This is a genomic window from Paenibacillus sp. IHB B 3415 (genome assembly GCF_000802655.2).
Taxonomy (GTDB): Bacteria; Bacillota; Bacilli; order Paenibacillales; family Paenibacillaceae; genus Paenibacillus_AQ; species Paenibacillus_AQ phytohabitans.
This window is the reverse complement of sequence record NZ_JUEI01000006.1, coordinates 79,154-97,890: the sequence shown is the minus strand read 5'-3', so window position 1 is coordinate 97,890 and position 18,737 is coordinate 79,154. Positions and strand designations below refer to the sequence as shown.

The following is an 18,737-nucleotide window of genomic DNA, read 5'->3' as shown; positions in this document are numbered from 1 at the left end:
TCAGTTTCGCAACACCTCCTTAACGGCTATTTGACTGGCAAGCCCTCACCCCTTAACTGAACCCACCATTACTCCTTTGACAAAATATCTTTGCAAGAACGGGTACAAGGCTAATAGCGGAACAGCGGATACGATAATAACTCCGAACTTAATTAATTCTGTCACACGCTGTTTGGCCAGCATGTTATCAATATCCATAAGCATATTACCTGATGGTTGGCTTTGGATCAGGATGTTGCGAAGGACCAGCTGCAGCGGAAACTTATCACCGTCACTCAAATAAATAAGAGCATCGAAGAATCCGTTCCATTGGCGCACAACTGCGAAGAGAACAAGAACTGCAATAATTGGTTTAGACAAAGGAAGAACAATACTCCATAAATATCTGAGATTCTTCGCCCCATCAATGGCCGCTGCCTCTCTCAGCTCTTCAGGCAATTCCTCGAAAAAGGTTTTTGCAATGATAATCAGGAAAGCATCCATTGCACCCGGAAGAATGACCGCCCACATCGAGTTCATCAAATGCAGATCTTTTACAACCAGATAAGTAGGGATAATGCCGCCATTAAAGAACATTGTGATGATAAAAAAGGTCATGACTGCATTTCTTCCATAAAAATCCTTCCTAGAAAGCGGATAAGCCGCCATAATGACGAGCACTGTACTGACAAATCCATTCAGTACCGCGTAGAGAATAGAGTTTTTGTAACCGTTCCATATTGAACTGTCGCTGAAAATTCTTTTATATCCGTCGAAGGTTATATTTTGGGGGAATAGCCATACCTCACCGGAATAAATCTTGTTTGGGTCACTGATAGAAGCAATCACTATAAAATATAAGGGATATAAAATCATTAAGGTGAAGCAGCCTAGAAACAAATAATTGATTATATCAAATACCAGATCCGATTTCGTTTTTCTTTTTAACATGGTTTCTTTCCTCCTCTAACAGGCATTCTTCACCCTTAAAATAAACCCTTGCCGCTTATTTTCTTGGTTGTTTTATTCACAATGACCAGTAGTATCAGGTTTATCACTGAGTTGAACAGTCCGATTGCTGCCGAAAAGCTGTATTCCGCTCGCTGAATCCCAACTTTGTATACGTAAGTCGGAATAATCTCGGATGTAGCGACATTCAGATCAGTCTGCATAAGAAACGCCTTTTCAAACCCTACGTTCATCAAATTTCCAACTGCCATTATGAACAAAACAATAATGGTAGGGGCAATTCCCGGTAAATCAATATGGCGGATTCGATGCCACTTGGATGCACCATCCATAACCGCCGCTTCATGCAAATGGGGGTCGATCCCTGCTAGGGCAGCCAGATATATAACTGAAGCAAATCCGGTTTCCTGCCATACGGATGTGAATATGTACAGAGGCCTGAACCATTTTTCCTCTCCCATGAACATAATCGGATCGCCGCCGAAGGCGGTTACAATATGATTAACCAAGCCGCTGGTGGGAGACAGAAAGATGAACAGCATTCCGACCAACACGACAGTTGAAATGAAATACGGCGCATAGATCGTAGTTTGGATGAATTTTTTCATCTTCTGCTGTCTCAATTGATTCAGCATAATCGCTACAATAATGGGAAAGGGAAAAGCTATAGCCAAATTGAGCACGCTCAGTAAAAGCGTATTTCCTACAATTTGTTTAAAATTGTACGATTCAAAAAAGCGTTGAAAATGCTCTAACCCCACCCATTCACTGCCCCAAACCCCTCTGGAAGCTACAAAGTCTTTAAAAGCGATTTGAACCCCATACATAGGCCAATACTTAAAAATTGTAAAGTAGGCTATTGGGATTAAAATCAGTAAATACAATTCATAATTCTTTTTCATTTTCCCAAGCATGTATTTTCCTCCATCCCCAATGTAAACGATTACGTAATAGAGAGCTTTCTGTCTAATTTGGTAAGCTCCCCTGCTCCTAAATTAAAGTTGCCAAAACCTTGATTTAACAGCTAGGTAATCGTTTGCGTAATCGTTTTTATATATTGATTTTATTTGTTTTTGAGAGCGTTGTCAATAAATTTTCTTCCCTTTAAAGTTCTTCTTCCGATTGCTTAGCAATCAGCTTATGAGATAAAAAACGGACAGGGAACACCTCCCTGTCCACTAAACAATTAGTAGCTTATCGTTGCATAGAAATTAACCCATGTGCTGCTTGTCGTTGTTATTTTAAGGCGGTGAAGTATCCCATTATGTGTGGAGTAGAAAGTGTAACTCCCATTAGAAGAGATATAAACAGGACCCAGGTCATCGAATAGGTTGGTAGATGAATTATACCTTTGAAGTGTTGCCGTTAGATTACTGCCACTTGAAAGTCCAGACAATGAATTCACATTGAGTATGGCTTTAAAATCTGGCCGGTTAGGTGTGAAGGTCTGACTATACCGTGTTTCCATTGGAAAAACATTGCTGACAGAAAGATTTTCAGTTGCAGCACTGACCATATTAGGAATCAGGAACAGACAAAACACCAAACAAAACATCGTGATTTTTCTCGTTTTATTTATTATCCGCATCATTATATCCTCCTGTTAACCTTTTTTGAATTCTAATTCACAAGTACCGGCACGTTCACATCATCCACATTAATATGGCCGAAACCTCCAGTAGCATTGTCGACAATCTTAATATAGCAATCAGTCCCTACAAAAGAAGCAGCCTCCCAAGTAATGCGGCTATAGGCCTCATCGCTATTGCCTGTCGCTTTTAGCAGCTCAGTGCCATCCGATGCCCGGACCAAAGCAATGTATAAATTATTGATATCGTTCCCTCCGCCGATCAGAAAATCAATCGTTCCATTACCGCCAAGGGTAAATGACGCAGATTTCAGCACTCCTACCTGAGAATCACCGCCATCCTTAAACCCCCAGAGATGATACGCACCGCTTTGATTAAAGGGCCCTCCCCATCCCCAGTTCGTATCCGCTGCAACATCCGCATCACTGAACGCATTACCACTTACAATAATCCATCCGCTCAGATTTCCGCCCTCAAAGTCGTGGTTAGTCAAACTGCCAGTCGCCTGTGCGGCTTGGGTGGTTGCTGTGACACTGTTGCTTGCTGCCGAGATATTTCCCGCAGCATCCTTTGCTTTGACAGTATAGACATAGGGTGTATTGGTTGTCAGTCCGCTATCTGTATAGGTTGCCGTTGTACTAGTAGCTACCTGTACGCCATTCCGGTAAACCAAGTATCCAGTTACTCCTATATTATCTGTTGAAATCGTCCAACCCAGGGATACAGAATCCTTAGTTGTGCCGGTTGCTGCCAGATTCTTCGGAGCTGCCGGAGCTTCGGTGTCAGCCGCGCCACTGTTGACCGGAACGTTTACATCGTCCACATTGATATGGCCGAAACCTCCAGTAGCACTGTCGACAATCTTGATATAGCATTCCTTTCCAATATAAGCAGCGGCATTCCAAGTAATACGACTGTAAGCCTCATTGCTGTTGCCTGTCGCTTTTATCAGTTCAGTGCCGTCCGATGCCTGAACCAAAGCGACATATAAATTATTGATATCATTCCCTCCGCCGATCAGAAAATCGATAGAACCGCTGCCACCGAGGGTAAATGTAGCAGACTTCAGTACTCCTACCTGAGAATCTCCCCCATCCTTGAACCCCCAAAGATGGTACTTGCCACTTTGATTAAAAGGTCCTCCCCATCCCCAGCTCGTATCCTCCGCAACATCCGCATCACTGAACGCATTACCACTTACAATTGTCCAGCCGTTAAGGTTACCGCTCTCAAAATCATGGTTTGTCAAACTGCCAGTTACCCCCGCAGCCTGGGTGGTTGCTGTCACGCTGTTGCTTGCTGCGGAGAGATTTCCCGCCTCATCCTTTGCTTTGACCGTATAGAGATAGGCCGTAGCTGCTACCAGCCCGCTATCTGTAAAAGCGGCTGTCGTACTCGTCCCTGCCTGAACTCCATTCCGATAAATTACGTAGCCGGTTACTCCTACGTTATCTGTTGATGCCGTCCAGCTAAGGGATATGGAATTCGATGTGGTCCCGCTCGCTGCAAGGTTCTTAGGTGCCGTCGGTGCTTCTGCATCAATAGCTCCACCTTGAACCGGGACATTAAAATCATCAATATTAATATGGCCCCACTCATCCGTTCGTTCATCGACTATTTTGATATACATAGATGTACCTATATATTGAGTAGCATCCCAGTATCTCTTGGTGTACCCTTCCGTAACTCCCTTGGTGCTCGGCCAGTTCCAATAGCTTCCCGGTCCGCTTGACCTGAAGAGCTCTTTCCCGTCCGAAGCACGTACAAAGGACACATATAATTTATCAATATCAGACCCTCCGCCGATCAGGAAGCTAACCTGGCCGTTGCCTCCGAGTGTAAACTCCTTAGACTTTAATACTCCTGTGGCAGCATTCCCACCGCTTAATTGTCCGGATAGGTGGTAATTACCCTCATGATTATACGGTTGGTTGTTTCCGAATGCCGCTGCATTTGTAACTCCCGCATTAGTAAAGGCTGTACCGCTTTCTATGATCCAACTCTCTAAGTTACCGTTTTCAAAGCCGCTGTTTGAAATTTTCCCAGCTGGCGCCGCAATAACAGTAACTAAGCGTGAAGCTGTTTTTGCGCCGTCTCTTGTTTGGGCCATAATTGTTGCAGTCCCGACGGATTTACCAGTAACCACTCCGTTAACTACCGACGCGACTGAGGTGTTGCTGGAAGTCCATATTACATCTTTGTTCGTAGCGTTTGCCGGTGCAACTGTAGCATTAAGCGTTTTTTTGCCGCCTACGGCCACCTCCAGATTTGCAGGACTCAAGCTCACACCACTGACTGCCACTGGGTTATATGCAGAATTCATTGCCCAAACCTTAAGTGACTTAACAACGATTGAGCTGGTGTTTGCATCTCCCCACAATTGAAGACCTTTTGCATCCGCTCTGGTAGAATAAGTGCGCGTAGTAATAGATTTAAGTCCATTCAAGTAAGATTCAACCATGGATTTATCCAAATATACGTGTAGTTTGACATTCTCACTGCCGATATCTATAGTGCCTTTTTGGATACCCTTATTTTGACCGGCAATGGTCTTTGTTCGGTCAACACCATATTCCTTAGTACTGTTTTTGTAATAAATTAATGTCTCTTCTTCGTTGTTAGGAGATTTTCGAACTTTGATTCCTACACTGTCAGCAGAACCGCGGCTCAATTCCATTTCAATCTCCACCGTATCGCTTTGAATGGAAGAAAGGGCAGCATTGGCTGAAGCAAAACTCGTATCTGTTGTAATATTTACAAGTTGCTGGCCCCTTAAGGACTGCAGCTCGGAAATGGGGTTGATCCCCAGCTTACCGTCCGGGCGCAGCGAAAGTTCTACAGGAAGCCCTGCGTTATGCGCCCATCCTGCGTCGGACTCCTCTTGGGAATTTCTTTCCCCTTGAGCAATGGTGAACATAATATTACGCCCTGTTTGCGGATCGTTAAACCCGCTTGGACCTGTAAAATGAAAATCTCCAAAATCCATTAATTGAGGCTTGGGATCATCAGGTGTGAACTTCGCAGTAGAAGCATTCCAAGTACCAATCCAATAGTACACCTCCACATTCGCTCCGCTTCCGACCGGACTGATTGCCAACAAATGCTTGCCGCTTCCCAGCGACATCATAACCGGCAATTCCCATACACCGCCTAATTCCGGATAAGTTGACGGATTGGTTTGATAGATTGGGCCGCGATAGGTCCAATTCATCAGATTAGGATCTGTTGTGGAGTAGACAGCTGCAGATCCACCCTGGCCCTCATAACCCGTTCCTACCAGCATATACCAGGTTGAACCCTCTTTGAACACATACGGGTCTCTGAATTCACCCAATTTCCCGTGTTGCTGGGCAACTGCCAGTTTGGGCTCTTTTACCCATTTCTTCAAATCGTTATCCCCATCCGTCTGAACCGTACTGCGGGCAACCCCTACGTTTTGATTACTGTTAAGGTAGGCTCTTGAATCGTTGCCGGCAGTGAAGAAAAGGGTAGGATTCCCTGAATCGTCAATGACTGCGCTTCCAGTCCAATCGCCATCGGGATCTACCTGGAACAATTCCGGCGACAGGGCAGGCTGCAAGTCTCTCCAATGCACCATGTCATCGCTGACCCAGTGGCCCCACTGCATATTGTGCCAATAAGGTCCATGCTGATTATTCTGATAGAACAAATGGTATTGCCCATTATAATACAACGGTGCATGGGGTTCATTCATCCAGTGCCCCGGAGCAATAGCATGATACGTGGGGCGATAGCGGTCACCGTTATAGACGCCCCGGTCAAAACTGAGGTTTGGTGTCGGCAGGTTTCCTCCAAGCTGTGACATGTAGCTCTGATAGGAGTTATCTGCTTCAGCATTGGTATATGCTCCGTTGTATATTTTCACATCATCAATGAGTCCATTAAACATGTTCAACGGAAATACTCCAAGTTGGGTGCTCTGATTGTTTTTTCCGATTAATAGCTGATTCCCTGACGATGTGATTGTGGAATTTGCAGGAATACTGCTCTTTCCCACTTGACGACCGTTGAGGAAAAGCTTCATTGTGCCGGATGCTCCGTCTACAGTGGCAATCAGATGAGACCATTCATTTCTCGGTATCGGCTCATAGGACCAAACCTCATACCATTGCCCACCCGAGCCGATTTGAAACGACCAGGTTCCATGCCGGAACATTCCAAGGACAAAACCTTGTTTACCAGGTTTATCGTGCTGATTGACGATTGCTGAGAGAGTGCCATTGTCACCCCATTCATAGGCTCTGGGAGCAACCCAGGCTTCAATCGTCATACTCTGAGAAGGAGTGGTGATCGGTGAGTGTGTCACCCAATTCGAGTACCCGTCAAATAGCAAGGACTTGCCTGAAATCCCGTCACTACGCCATATTGGATCACTCGAGGGCTTGTAAATTGCATTATTGAAAACATAATTAATTGAATCACTCGAATTGCTAATATTATCTTTTGTCGTCTTTCCGCTTCCCTCATTAAAGTTCCATTCTGCAATTTTAGTAGTTGCGGCTTCAACTCTAGGCGTATAGATTCCATAAGGTATCATTAACAAAACAATGAGCATGCTTGTCAATACTCGAACCAATTTTACTTTTCTTTTCACAAAACACCCTCCCACTTTTCACATAATTCTCCTTCATCCTTGGCAAATAATCTTTTAGTATCTCCCTTTAGCAATGAAACCTATTTCAAATAATTATCAATAAGTAATTATCAATAAGCCTCACCGCCTCTCAGATTGATCTGCAGCCTTTATAAAAACGCTTACAAGAAGGTTAAAAGCTATTTCAATGATTTGCAGCGTTTGTACTGCTAAAATCATTGAAACGTTTGCGCAATCGTTTACTTAATAAAGAAAAAAAAGTCAGAGCGATTGTCTGACTATCAAATTGGCATCTAAGCGATATTCTGCTTTTCCTAAAGTTCCATCCTCAATTCGCTGCAAAATTACTTCAGCAGTTTTTACGCCAAGTTGAAATGACGGCTGTTGGATAACGGTCAACGGCGGATGAGTGACCAGCGTCCACTGAAAATCATCAAAGCCTACAACAGCTAACTGGTCCGGTATTCGAATCGAATGTTCTTGAAGATATGTCATCGCGCCCATTGCCATGACATTATCCGTCACAAAAATAGCTGTTGGATTCAATTTCAGCAAATCCTCTATACTCTTATACCCGTTCTCAAAGCTGACATCTTCAAAACGAATTAACGAATCATCCATTTCAAGACCTGCGCTCATCAAAGTTTCAGTAAACCCTTCATATCGTTCAATCGTTGTTGTAACCGATAAAGGGCCGGATAAAAAAGCAATTCTTCGATGGCCTTTGTCTATAATTTTTTGTATTGCTTCCTTAGTCGCTGTTTTGTTGTCAATGAGTACAGAATCTCGTTCACAATGTTTAGGTACTCTATCAATATATACCACCGGATAATCTCCGAACAAGCGCTCGTAATCACAATCCATGCTAGCCGGGGCCACGATCAGTCCATCAATCATTTGTGAATCAAACATCCCAATTTCTTTACTTTCCATTTCAAAATTATCACTGGAGTCACTCAAAATCAGATGATAGCCTCTTTGTTTCAATACACTTTGAACCCCGGCTGCTACCGACATAAAGTAAAAGTTAGATGTTTCTGAAGCAAGGATCGGTGCAAGAAACGCAATAATATACGACTTGCGGCTGCGCAGTGAGCGGGCAACAGAGTTAATTCGAAAGTTTAGTTCATTCATTGCAAGATCAACCTTCTGTTTCGTCTCATTGGATACAAACCGCGTTCCGTTAATAACATGGGAAACAGTCGCTGTAGATACATTCGCCCTTAAAGCCACGTCTTTAATACTAACATTCTTTTTTTCAGCCATCTAAGTTACACCTGTTTCATTTCGCATTAAGCATCATTCACTTCATTGGTATTCCCATTGTGATTAGTAAAGTAAACGATTACTTACTATATAATATATTTTCACTAGAAGCTTTTGTCAAATATTAAATGTCAATGGGATTCAGCCATCCCGACATACTCATCGTGATGAGCATTGAGCCCATAAAGAGGGGGGACAGGAGGCCGTTCACCCGGCCGACATAAGCCTGGTCCGTATTCTTCAGAATCAATGTCTGAACCGCTACCTGAAAGCCGGGTGTAACCATGCCGATGAAAAATTGGGCCAAGAACGGCAGTTTTTATCGCTTCAGGCTTTTCTTGAACGTTTTATCTATCTACAGGGATTTAAAGATGCGCTTTAGAGGTACAAAGCATATTTATTATCTTAATTTCATGGTATGAGCTTGGATCTTGTTTACTGTCTCCAGAACAAAATCATCTACTTCGGCTTCCTTAATATATGTAGGTTCATAATCAATGGGGACTTCAGTATTGCAGTAGAACTGAATGATATTCTGGATTTGCTTAAAGGTTTGGCCTTCCGGGAAAAACGGCAAGTACTCCGGATAATGCTGGATATATTGAAAATCAGTCCAAAAAACATGCCCGCTGTTTAGCTTCAAATATTTAAAATCCAGCCAGTACCAGTCTCGCTTAACAAGGTGATTGTACTCGGGAGTGCCTATGACCGCTTGATGCACTTGCTCCTCCTGCTTTGTCCTGGTTAGTTTGACCCATTCCACATCGGTAATAAGGTGACAATAATACCCCAGAGAATAAGAACCTTTATTCGAAGCAATATCGAGATTTTTCAATTCATATTGCTCAAAGAAATGCTCAGGCTGAATTCCCTGGCCGTCCTTAAAGTGCGTAATACTTTTGGGTATACGTTTGAATGGAGTAAGCTGTCCTTCTTCATCAACGATCCCGCAATCAGGGCCAATATTACCAACCACAAAGTCAGACTTGGATACCGGTAGCCCTCTCTTTATTAATTCTTCAGCAATTCTAAAATGAGTAACCCACGTGGCCATTATTTACTCCTCCTGAAGTAGATTTGCATTCGCAAAATACTAACTTATATCTTTTTTAATTTCCATAATTTTCATTGTAACACAGCTTTTAAAGTTACCAAAAATGAATAATGACGCAAGAAAAAACCTTGATTTCTCAAGGTTTCCATTGTACTGCCGAGGACGGGGGTCAAACCCGTACGGTACTCACGTACCGCAGGATTTTAAGTCTTGAAGTAGTCCTTTTAGCCCCTTTTCTAGCACACGGAAAGCTCGAGCATATTGAAGACTATATCAAACCTCCCTGTTATGAATGTTCTAGCGGCGAACGAAAAGCACTGGTGTTCCTTTGTCAATATGGCCCTCTTCCTTTAAGACTTTTATTTCGCTAAAGTCACCAGAATTCGTAACTACAATCGGGGTGATAACCGAATACCCAGCCTCTTCAATGGCGTTAATATCAAATTCTAACAATAAGTCACCTGAAGCCACTTTCGCCTGTTCTTGCACAGCGGCTTTAAAATGCAGCCCCTTCAACTTGACCGTATTCAAACCTACATGAATTAGCAACTCGGCTCCGGACTCTGTTGTAATCAAAACGGCGTGCAGTGTAGGAAACAATCGGCTGACAACTCCTGTTACCGGTGAGTACAGTTTCCCCTCAGTTGGTTGAATAGCAATTCCCTTACCCATTGCTTCCGATGCAAAAGCCTCATCAGGTACTTTAGATAAAGATAAGATGTTCCCATTGAGTGGGCTAAGCATCGGTTCTTCTGTTTTCACTTCAGAAAGGACTTCTTGGTTATCCTGAAGCTTTTCGCTTTTCTCATATCCGAAAACCAATACTAGCGCTGCTGCCAATATAATTGTAATAAGAAACGAGATGACGATTGGAATGATTGGAGAAAATGCAGATAAAGCGAAAATGTTGGTCAGCACGAAACCATGCATACGAGCGCCAAAGAATCCATTGATGGCACCCCCTACAGCGCCAGCGATAATGATATATGGTACGGTTCGCTTGTACCGGAGCATTATCCCGTACACAATTGGTTCCGTTACACCAGCTAAAATGCCCGAAAGTGCAGCGGGTCCTGCAGTTTGTTTCAGATCGCGGTTTTTCGTTTTCAAATACACTCCAATGGCAAGACCGATTTGTGCCATATTCGCTGCAGCTGACATCGCCAACATGTTATCGTAACCGTTTGCAGCAATGTTTGCAATAACAATTGGGAATAGCCCCCAATGTAAACCCAAGACAACCATAAATGTAAAGCCTGCACCAATGACTGCACCACTTAGCAGTCCACTTGTATTCATCAAGAAGGTGATAACAGAAGCAATACCATCACCTACGTATACACCAAACGGCCCAAAAACAAGTGCAGTGACTGGTACTAAGATACCAATAGACAACATTGGGACTAAAAACAAACTGAGATTTTTGTGAATAACCTTCTTCAGCCAACGTTCAAGATAAGCGAAAACAAAAATCGAGATAAAGACCGGAAAAACCTGTGAAGAATATGTCACTAGAATGATAGGAATTCCGAAGAAGTCGCTCCGGTCACCAGCTTGGCTTAGTGCCGTAAAATTCGGTTCCATTAAAGCTGCACCGATGGCCGCAGCCACATAAGGATTGGCTTTCAGTTTAATTGCAAGGGTTACAGCTACAAGTATAGGCAAGAAGTAAAAGACAGCGTTTCCTGCAGCGCTTAAAATTGCATAAGCGCCATCTTGTTCCGTTAACCATCCTAGCGTGGTCAAAATGATAATAAGCGCTTTTAGCATACCGGATCCAACGATCACCGGCAGCAGCGGAGTAAAGGTTCCTGAAATCAAATTAAATAAACCATCCAAGGATCTCGTTTTCGTTATCGTTTTCTCAGTAGATTCTTGACCGCTCCGTCCGATTGACGTATTTTCCATAATCTCCTTATAGACCTCTTCGACATGGCTGCCAACCACGACCTGGAACTCACCTCCGCTTTCGACAACGCTCATAATTCCTTGCAACTTTTTAATTTCTTCTTTATTCGTGTTTTTTTCATCTTTCAAGCGAAAACGAAGACGAGTTGCACAGTGGGTAAGGTCAATTACATTATTTTCGCCACCAACTTTTTCAACAATGTTACTGGCTAACGCTTTTTTGTCCATTTTAACCTCTCCTTAAACGATCTTATAAAACGCGCCCGGGAGGGCGCGGCGTAAATTTCTCAATGAGAATACAAAGATACTTTTAACACTTGTGGCTCGCTGCCTAAAGATACGCGATATTCATCACCATTAAGTCTTCTTCCAGGTACCCAGTTTCCGTCTTCATACCAGCCCTCATCGATAGAGATAAATTCTGCACTCTTTCCCGGCTCCATGGATGTAAATTCCACGGAAAATCCATGCCCCGCAATGATGTAATCATGATCAGAAACCGCGATAATTAAACCGCCAGCAGGTGCAGATTCACTGTTCAAACGGTTCTTAAACCGCAGTTGAAAACGGTATCCACCAAGGCGAATCGCTGACGGATAGGCTTTATCCTGCAGGATACCCCGCATTTGCCGGGTTCCGTAATACTGTGTAATCACCGGCGTCATATGATGCAGTAATTCATAACTCTTAGACAATAACGGCCCCACTCCAGTGCTCTCCATGACCATAAAATGATTCGGGGGTAAAAATCCCGCGCTCCATGGATCAACTCCGTTATCCATCGTTTCAATACCAAAAGGTGTATATCCCAACGCCTGATGCTCCCCAATAGCATAAAAAACGTTCGCTGCTGTTACACTATCCCGGCGTGTCTCAGGTATAAATAATGGATTGTCAGGGCGGTCATAGATTTCACAGACTTGTGCAAACTCGTTAAGATAAATGTCCGGAGCGATGATATCGATATGCGGGCCACCGGCTTTCCAAATATCGATTACATTCTGGTTTGGCCCCCCAGAAGGATATTGCCCCGGGTCCTGCTCTTCGTATTGCTTCAGCCATACATTGACGAACATTGGAAGATGATATTCTGCCTTTCCTGCCGCAGCAACCTGATCAATAAAACGGGACATATGCCAAGCTGTGAAGATTTCCTCAGCAGCAGATCCAAAAAGCTGTGTCCACCCAAGCAGATCAGTTCCCTCGCTGTCCCAATGCTTTTTAAGGAAAGCATTTAAATGCTCGGCGTGATCCTTAAGATACTGAATCAGCTCAGCAGGCACGTTTTCTTCAAACAATTTGTCTGCCTGAGGCGAACAATCACGTGCTGTACCGAGAAATCCAACTTCATTTTCTACTTGGATCATGATTACCGTTTGTTCCGTACTGTCAATTTGACGAATGAACCGCATTAATTCGGCAAAAGCTTTACTATCGGCTTGGAGTGCCTCTTCAGAATGACAAGATACAATCGGCAATTTTTTCCCATTCGCCGACTGAACCCTTGGAAAGCGGAGTGTGTCGCGCTTGACCCAAGCTGGCACATACGTCGAATGAGAGTTCTTCCACATTCCGAACCAAATGAAAACAAGCTTCAGATTATGTTTCCTGGCGCCTTCAATTAAACCTTGAACCAGTGTGAAATCAAATGTTCCTTCTACCGGCTCGATGAGCTCCCAACTAACCGGTATCACAGCAGTGTTACAATTAAAATAAACTAGGCGCTCCCAGACATTTTTGTTCATATATTCGAGACTGGACGAGCTTGAATTGTGAACTTCTCCAGCCAGGGATATAAAGGGTCTTTCGTTAACGATCAGTCTGTAAGCGTTGCCAAACTTATCCAGACGAGGCATTCCATTGTTGTTTATATGCGTCATACAATCCTCCTGTTTTTATTAAATAAAAATTATTTGCTAAATACACTTCATACACTCATTCTATTCACTCTTTAAATAATTGTAAATAATACATCTTTGCTTTATAATATATAAAAAAATTGCGAAAGAGGCCGCTTATGAAAAGAAATGTTTTTATTCCCCCACCTACGTTCAAACATCATTTGATGTATCCGGTAGTCATTGGGCATTATTACGAATTCCCCACCCATCGCGAGAACCGGGAAAGTGGTTTTTTGGCTCAATATAACCTTCATCTCGTGCTTAGGGGGAAGGGATTTGTTATTCATGAAGGAGAGCGACTTGAATTAACTGGAGGATGTGGGTTTTTGTATCCTCCGCGAGCGGAGCAACAATACGGAACGGATGAAGACGATCCTTGGGAAATTTGTTTTGTGCATTTCAATGCTGTGGATCCGCTACTATCCATGTGGAAACTCGATAGCTCAACATTCTTTAGATTCGCAGGCATTCAACAAGTACAACGGATATTCTCATCAATGTTTGAATTAATGGACACGTTTAGAACAGGTAATGAACCACACTTGTCGGCACTGGTCTACGAGCTGTTGTTATTTCTGTTAAAAAATTCGGAGTCGCTAAAACAGAACAATACCCTTGATCAAAAAGAAGTTATTCACGGAATAGCAGATAAAATTCATGACAAACCTGGTTTCCATTGGACTTCGGAACATATGGCGGAACTGTCTGGATACAGTCTGTATTATTTCATACGGCTTTTTCAGAAAATTATGGGGATGAAACCGAACGAGTATATTAAAATGAGCAGGATATCAGCCGCAAAGAACCTTTTGGTTGCCACTGACTTACCTATCTATGAAATAGCGGAGAATGTTGGATTTTCAAGCACCAGTTATTTTATTAAGGTCTTTAGAGAAGCTATCGAAACCTCCCCGCAAGTTTACCGGAATATATACAAGCAATCTTAAATGAGAAATGTCTCTTTAAAAATCGCCTTTTATGATTCTAACACCGAAAAAAGGAAAAAGCGCCGAATAGGCGCTTGAGCATTCTTCATTTGAACACCGTTGTATAAGGTGTCTACAACCATCCCATGGGGTCGGCATCGTTGGTGCTTCGCTGCCGTCACTTACAAAAACCAGATAGAATATAATTAATAATGAAGCAGAAAACGGTCTTTCTCCATATATCATTTTCTGATTTTGCTGATGAAAAACGGATATTCAGGAAAGGCTTCGTATAAATCGTTTTGCATAATTTGATATTTAGTATGACTTATATATTCTTCCAACATTTCAGAGGGCGTATATTTTAAACCTGCCATAAACATCAAATGTCCTCCAGGCTTAATTAAATGAAAGCATGAATCTAAGCATTTCTTGAAGTCCCCGGTTTCATTAATTGCGGACCCAATTAGGGTTACAATATCAAAGGCCTCTTGAGGCAAATCGGAATCGAAAATGCTTTTGCATAAAACCTTCGATGGATTCGGATGCTGTTCCCTCTGCTGTCTATACTCGAATATCCCACAAATACTTTCGTCAATATCAATGCTGGTTAAACTGCCTCTTCCCTTAAGCCAATATCCAAGGTAGTCGTCCCAATCTCCAGTCCCAATCCCAATATTACATACCTGGATTTCATCAAAAACATCAAATTTCTTCTTTACATAATCCCTTGTCGCCAATAGGGTGTGAATGCATGTTGGAGAGGAGTTCCATTCTCCGGCATCCGGACCATTGAGTTCCAAATAATACTGAAGTAATTTATCATCATCCATTTTCATTGATAAATGCTCCCATCATTTAATTATATTTGGTTTCTTCATTTCCGTCCGCATCCAGAGCAGCCGTTCATTGACCTCATCGATCTTCTTTTCATTGTATTTTTTTATAGTAAGGGCAACCTTGTCAAACCTTGCAGGCCTGGAGATATTATATAAGAGACCAGTAGCTTTGAATTCTATATCGTTTATTGGATATTCTGTCGTATAGCCCTTCATGTATTCTTTGAAACGCATATCCATTACCTGTACATGCTCTTCATCGAACCATTCCGTGTCATAACATTCATAGGCGAGGAATATTCCTTCTTGAATACAGTCCGAGATAAAGGCGTCACTTCCTGAGAGGTTATAATCATAGATTCCTACAATGCTGTCCTGCGCATTAACAATAAAATTTGCCGGCGAAAAGTCTCCCTGGACTTGCCCCGTAGGTAAATAATTATAAATATCCCTTAATTCCGTCCTTTTATCGTTGTAAATGCTCCATATTTCTTCTATTGCCTGACCCGATTCTTTCGTATCCTTGAATGAATGATATAGCCACGATGCATTAGAGTAATTCTCGTCATACTCATCCTCTGCTGTGAACGGCTCGTAAAGCCGCCAGGGACTTACCCAATCACATTGGATTTGGTTTTCTAAAGCTACACGATGCATTTTGCCTTTCATTTGTCCGATTCGATAAAATGCAGACAAAGGCTGCTCTTCCAGCTTTATCTCCTTTCCAAATTGATATTTGCTGGCAATGTATTCTTCAACCCATATATAGAAGATACAGCCTTCAAGCATAAGCCCTTCTGCTAATTCTCCCCTCAAGCTTGGCAAGAATTTGGGGGTGACAATTCCTTCTTCCCGAAAGCAGTCCGCCAACCGTTTCCAGGAATTTATCCTCAAAGAATCGACGTAGGATGAGGAATACATTTTAATAACAATGCTGAGCTGATCATCAACCTTAGCTAAACTTATATATCTTTTTTCATTCGCTCTGGAGTTGTTAATAATGCGAACTATTTCATGATTTTTAACAAAAAACAACTTTAATCCGCTTTCAATAAGCTCTAGGTCTGTCATGTTATAAATGCTTCCTTTCATAAAAAAGATGCATTGCCATTGACCGAAGTTATGTATTGTTCATACCAAAGAATTTTTAATCGAAACAAACGTGCGCACTACTATCTGTGCACACGTTGTGGTTTGATCGAATGTACTGACTTTGGGATTGAGCCTTTAAATACTCTAAACTCCCGCTTATTTTTGTACCGTTGTGTGTGATCCTAACGCTCTTATCCCAAGTGCTAATGCCCCACACAAGCCGGCATTATCGCCGAGCATAGGTGCAACAATATAATGTTCGATATCCGATACAATAGGCTTGGCACTCACGTATCCATTGAGAATGCTGCCTACTTGCTCCCGGATCATCGGGAATAACTGGACTTGCTTCATCACGCCCCCGCCGAGAATGACTTTCTTAGGGGATAATGTCAGGATGACATTCGATATGGCCTGCGCGATGTAGAACGCCTCCATCTCCCATGCCGGGTGGTCTTCCGGCAGTGTATCGCCCTTAGCCTTCCACCTTGCTTCCAGCGCCGGGCCTGCGGCCATTCCTTCCAGACAATCGCCATGATAGGGACAATTACCACCAAAATCATCGTTCGGATGCCGCCTTGTGAGGATATGTCCACCCTCTGGATGAACAAGTCCATGTGCCAGGTTACCTTCGGTATAAACGCCAACTCCTACGCCAGTCCCGATCGTATAGTAGACACAACTATTCAATCCTTGTGCTGCACCCCATGTGGCTTCGCCCAACGCGGCAGCATTGACGTCCGTATCCCAACCGACCGGAACATCGAAGACAGATTTTAGCGTTCCCACGAAATTATATCCGGACCAGCCAGGTTTTGGCGTTGTCGTCACATAACCGTAAGTCGGACTGGAGTGTTCGAGGTCGATCGGACCAAACGATCCGATCCCTATGGTATCGACTCTCTTATCCCGGAAGTAGGCGATGACATTCTCCATCGTCTCTTCGGGTTTACGGGTCGGAAAATGAACCCTATCCTCAATCTCCCCTAATTCATTCCCGACACCACATACAAACTTTGTTCCACCTGCTTCAATTGCCCCGATACGCATGAGCTACCTCCTTGACCTCATCTCTCCATATGCTTCCCAGCTCATTGATTTGGAGCGACACCAGCTTTACGTTTCCGCCAACCGCGTAGAGCTCAAGTCCGTTGCTTTCGGAAGCGGGGAAAATCATGTCCGAGATGACCGCTGTACCATCACCACCGAACACTTCAATCGATGACCAATCCATGAAGATCGACATGCGTACACGGTTGTCAACAGGCAGCAGCGGTGCCTGGTGCTTAGCTGCGAAGTCCGGATGGAAATTCGTAGTGCCTGAATTCGTGCGATCGACAAACAACTCCATGTTTAGGGTATCGTACCCGACCACCGTTTCTTCATCTGCAGACTTTCTAACCTTCATTCCGAACTCCGTTGCGGTTCCAATTTCGAATTCCGCGATCAATTCCGCTTTATCAATAGTGATGTCAGCCAGCGGATTCGTATCCGGAACCAAGGTCACATCCTCCAGAGCCATAAGCGGTGAACCTATCCTTCTCAATTCTTCTACCGGTTCTTGCACCAGACGAAGGCCTTCCCGATATGTTCTCAACTTCAACTCTCGTGTAATGGATGCATTTCCCCGCCACTTGTCAGTCGGAAGCGTCCCGGCATACCGCCAGTTGTTCATCCAACCGATCCAGAGTTTACGTCCGTCTCCTTCCGGTATATCGCTCCAGGTGACGGCTGCATAGAAATCAGACCCGAAATCAATCCATTTCACATCATGAATCGAAAGAATAGGCTCGTCCGGTGTAAATGTCTTACCATCGAAGCTACCGACGAAGTACATCATACCGGAGCCCCCTGCCGGTGGTTCAGGCTCATTCGGGTTCACTCCATTACAATCGCCCACACTTAGAATGAGCACCCACTTCTTCTGATTGGGATCACCATCGACATGAATCGAGAATAGATCCGGACATTCATAAACGCCACGATGTGTTCCGATGACGTCAGCGCCAAATGCACTAGCAAATGTCCATTCCTTCAAATTTGGAGAGGTGTAGAATTCCACACGGTCTTGAACAGCCAGAGTCATAATCCAATTGGATGTATCCTCATGCCAGAATACCTTCGGATCGCGGAAATCAAGCGTCGTCTCAGGAAACAAGACCGGGTTCCCTTCATATTTCGTCCAAGTCCGTCCCTTGTCTCTGCTGTAGGCGATGCTTTGAACCTGCGGCTTACCTGGCTGCACCTTGTTGTCGTTATTCGTATAGATCGCCACAAGCCCTGACCCGTCCTCATCAAAAAAACCACTTGTGTTCTGTGTATCGACTACCGCGCTTCCAGAGAAAATTGCACCGTCCTCACCTGGCGGCAAGGATGGTTCAAGCTCCTCCCAATGGACCAGATCAGAGCTTACCGCGTGCCCCCAATGCATTCTCCCGAAATCGGGTTGACTTGCGAACGGAGTGTGCTGATAAAAGAGGTGGTACTCATTCTCGAAATAAACCATTCCGTTCGGATCGTTCATCCAGTTTTTTTGTGGCGAATAGTGATACTGCGGACGAAACTTCTCGGTATAATTCATGTTTCTCCCACTCCTCCA

At 43.6% G+C, this 18,737-nt stretch carries 12 protein-coding genes; 1 reads left to right on the top strand and 11 read right to left on the bottom strand.

The genetic code is table 11. The annotated features are described in order from the left end of the window. Positions 1-45 precede the first annotated feature (45 nt). The 7 genes from QW71_RS03670 to QW71_RS03635 all read right to left on the bottom strand — a co-directional run bounded on the left by QW71_RS03670 (position 46) and on the right by QW71_RS03635 (position 13,260). Positions 46-930: a carbohydrate ABC transporter permease gene (locus QW71_RS03670; RefSeq protein WP_039293375.1), complete on the bottom strand. Its 885-nt coding sequence runs from the start codon at positions 928-930 to the stop codon at positions 46-48. A 35-nt stretch (positions 931-965) separates the two neighbouring features. Then, the gene (locus QW71_RS03665; protein ID WP_039293373.1) at positions 966-1,862 is read right to left on the bottom strand and encodes a sugar ABC transporter permease; all 897 of its coding nucleotides are present in this window, start codon (positions 1,860-1,862) and stop codon (positions 966-968) included. 706 nt (positions 1,863-2,568) lie between these two features. Beyond that, entirely contained in the window at positions 2,569-7,095 is a 4,527-nt protein-coding gene (locus QW71_RS41950) for a GH32 C-terminal domain-containing protein (protein ID WP_306766025.1), read from the bottom strand. A gap of 318 nt (positions 7,096-7,413) precedes the next feature. Next, a complete protein-coding gene (locus tag QW71_RS03655) occupies positions 7,414-8,418 on the bottom strand; it encodes a LacI family DNA-binding transcriptional regulator (protein WP_052769873.1) in 1,005 nt (334 codons plus the stop codon). A gap of 400 nt (positions 8,419-8,818) precedes the next feature. After that, on the bottom strand, positions 8,819-9,472 hold the full coding sequence (locus QW71_RS03645) for a hypothetical protein (protein ID WP_039293369.1): 654 nt from the start codon (positions 9,470-9,472) through the stop codon (positions 8,819-8,821). Positions 9,473-9,769: 297 nt separating this feature from the next. Further along, positions 9,770-11,608 carry a beta-glucoside-specific PTS transporter subunit IIABC gene (locus tag QW71_RS03640; RefSeq protein WP_039293366.1) on the bottom strand — a complete coding sequence of 613 codons (1,839 nt, stop codon included), beginning with the start codon at positions 11,606-11,608 and terminating at the stop codon, positions 9,770-9,772. 59 nt (positions 11,609-11,667) lie between these two features. Next, the gene (locus tag QW71_RS03635) at positions 11,668-13,260 is read right to left on the bottom strand and encodes a DUF5597 domain-containing protein (RefSeq protein WP_047013601.1); all 1,593 of its coding nucleotides are present in this window, start codon (positions 13,258-13,260) and stop codon (positions 11,668-11,670) included. A 137-nt stretch (positions 13,261-13,397) separates the two neighbouring features. On the opposite strand from QW71_RS03635, the gene QW71_RS03630 reads away from it, so the two are divergent. Next, positions 13,398-14,228 carry an AraC family transcriptional regulator gene (locus tag QW71_RS03630; RefSeq protein ID WP_039293364.1) on the top strand — a complete coding sequence of 277 codons (831 nt, stop codon included), beginning with the start codon at positions 13,398-13,400 and terminating at the stop codon, positions 14,226-14,228. Between the two features lie 221 nt (positions 14,229-14,449). On the opposite strand, the gene QW71_RS03625 is transcribed toward QW71_RS03630, so the two are convergent. The 4 genes from QW71_RS03625 to QW71_RS03610 all read right to left on the bottom strand — a co-directional run bounded on the left by QW71_RS03625 (position 14,450) and on the right by QW71_RS03610 (position 18,719). Next, a complete protein-coding gene (locus QW71_RS03625; RefSeq protein WP_052769872.1) occupies positions 14,450-15,046 on the bottom strand; it encodes a bifunctional 2-polyprenyl-6-hydroxyphenol methylase/3-demethylubiquinol 3-O-methyltransferase UbiG in 597 nt (198 codons plus the stop codon). Between the two features lie 15 nt (positions 15,047-15,061). Next, on the bottom strand, positions 15,062-16,117 hold the full coding sequence (locus QW71_RS03620) for a phosphotransferase (RefSeq protein WP_039293361.1): 1,056 nt from the start codon (positions 16,115-16,117) through the stop codon (positions 15,062-15,064). A gap of 177 nt (positions 16,118-16,294) precedes the next feature. Next, on the bottom strand, positions 16,295-17,188 hold the full coding sequence (locus tag QW71_RS03615; protein ID WP_039293358.1) for an ROK family protein: 894 nt from the start codon (positions 17,186-17,188) through the stop codon (positions 16,295-16,297). Next, positions 17,169-18,719 (bottom strand): glycoside hydrolase family 32 protein, encoded by a 1,551-nt coding sequence (locus tag QW71_RS03610; RefSeq protein ID WP_152679686.1) that lies wholly within the window; start codon positions 18,717-18,719, stop codon positions 17,169-17,171. The genes QW71_RS03615 and QW71_RS03610 overlap by 20 nt, the downstream gene beginning before the upstream one ends. Positions 18,720-18,737: the final 18 nt, after the last annotated feature.

Bases quoted from the DNA above. Each gene is read 5' to 3' on its own strand.
- QW71_RS03670 (WP_039293375.1), bottom strand. From the start codon at position 930: ATGTTAAAAAGAAAAACGAAATCGGATCTGGTATTTGATATAATCAAT.
- QW71_RS03665 (WP_039293373.1), bottom strand. From the start codon at position 1,862: ATGCTTGGGAAAATGAAAAAGAATTATGAATTGTATTTACTGATTTTA.
- QW71_RS41950 (WP_306766025.1), bottom strand. From the start codon at position 7,095: ATGATACCTTATGGAATCTATACGCCTAGAGTTGAAGCCGCAACTACT.
- QW71_RS03655 (WP_052769873.1), bottom strand. From the start codon at position 8,418: ATGGCTGAAAAAAAGAATGTTAGTATTAAAGACGTGGCTTTAAGGGCG.
- QW71_RS03645 (WP_039293369.1), bottom strand. From the start codon at position 9,472: ATGGCCACGTGGGTTACTCATTTTAGAATTGCTGAAGAATTAATAAAG.
- QW71_RS03640 (WP_039293366.1), bottom strand. From the start codon at position 11,608: ATGGACAAAAAAGCGTTAGCCAGTAACATTGTTGAAAAAGTTGGTGGC.
- QW71_RS03635 (WP_047013601.1), bottom strand. From the start codon at position 13,260: ATGACGCATATAAACAACAATGGAATGCCTCGTCTGGATAAGTTTGGC.
- QW71_RS03630 (WP_039293364.1), top strand. From the start codon at position 13,398: ATGAAAAGAAATGTTTTTATTCCCCCACCTACGTTCAAACATCATTTG.
- QW71_RS03625 (WP_052769872.1), bottom strand. From the start codon at position 15,046: ATGAAAATGGATGATGATAAATTACTTCAGTATTATTTGGAACTCAAT.
- QW71_RS03620 (WP_039293361.1), bottom strand. From the start codon at position 16,117: ATGACAGACCTAGAGCTTATTGAAAGCGGATTAAAGTTGTTTTTTGTT.
- QW71_RS03615 (WP_039293358.1), bottom strand. From the start codon at position 17,188: ATGCGTATCGGGGCAATTGAAGCAGGTGGAACAAAGTTTGTATGTGGT.
- QW71_RS03610 (WP_152679686.1), bottom strand. From the start codon at position 18,719: ATGAATTATACCGAGAAGTTTCGTCCGCAGTATCACTATTCGCCACAA.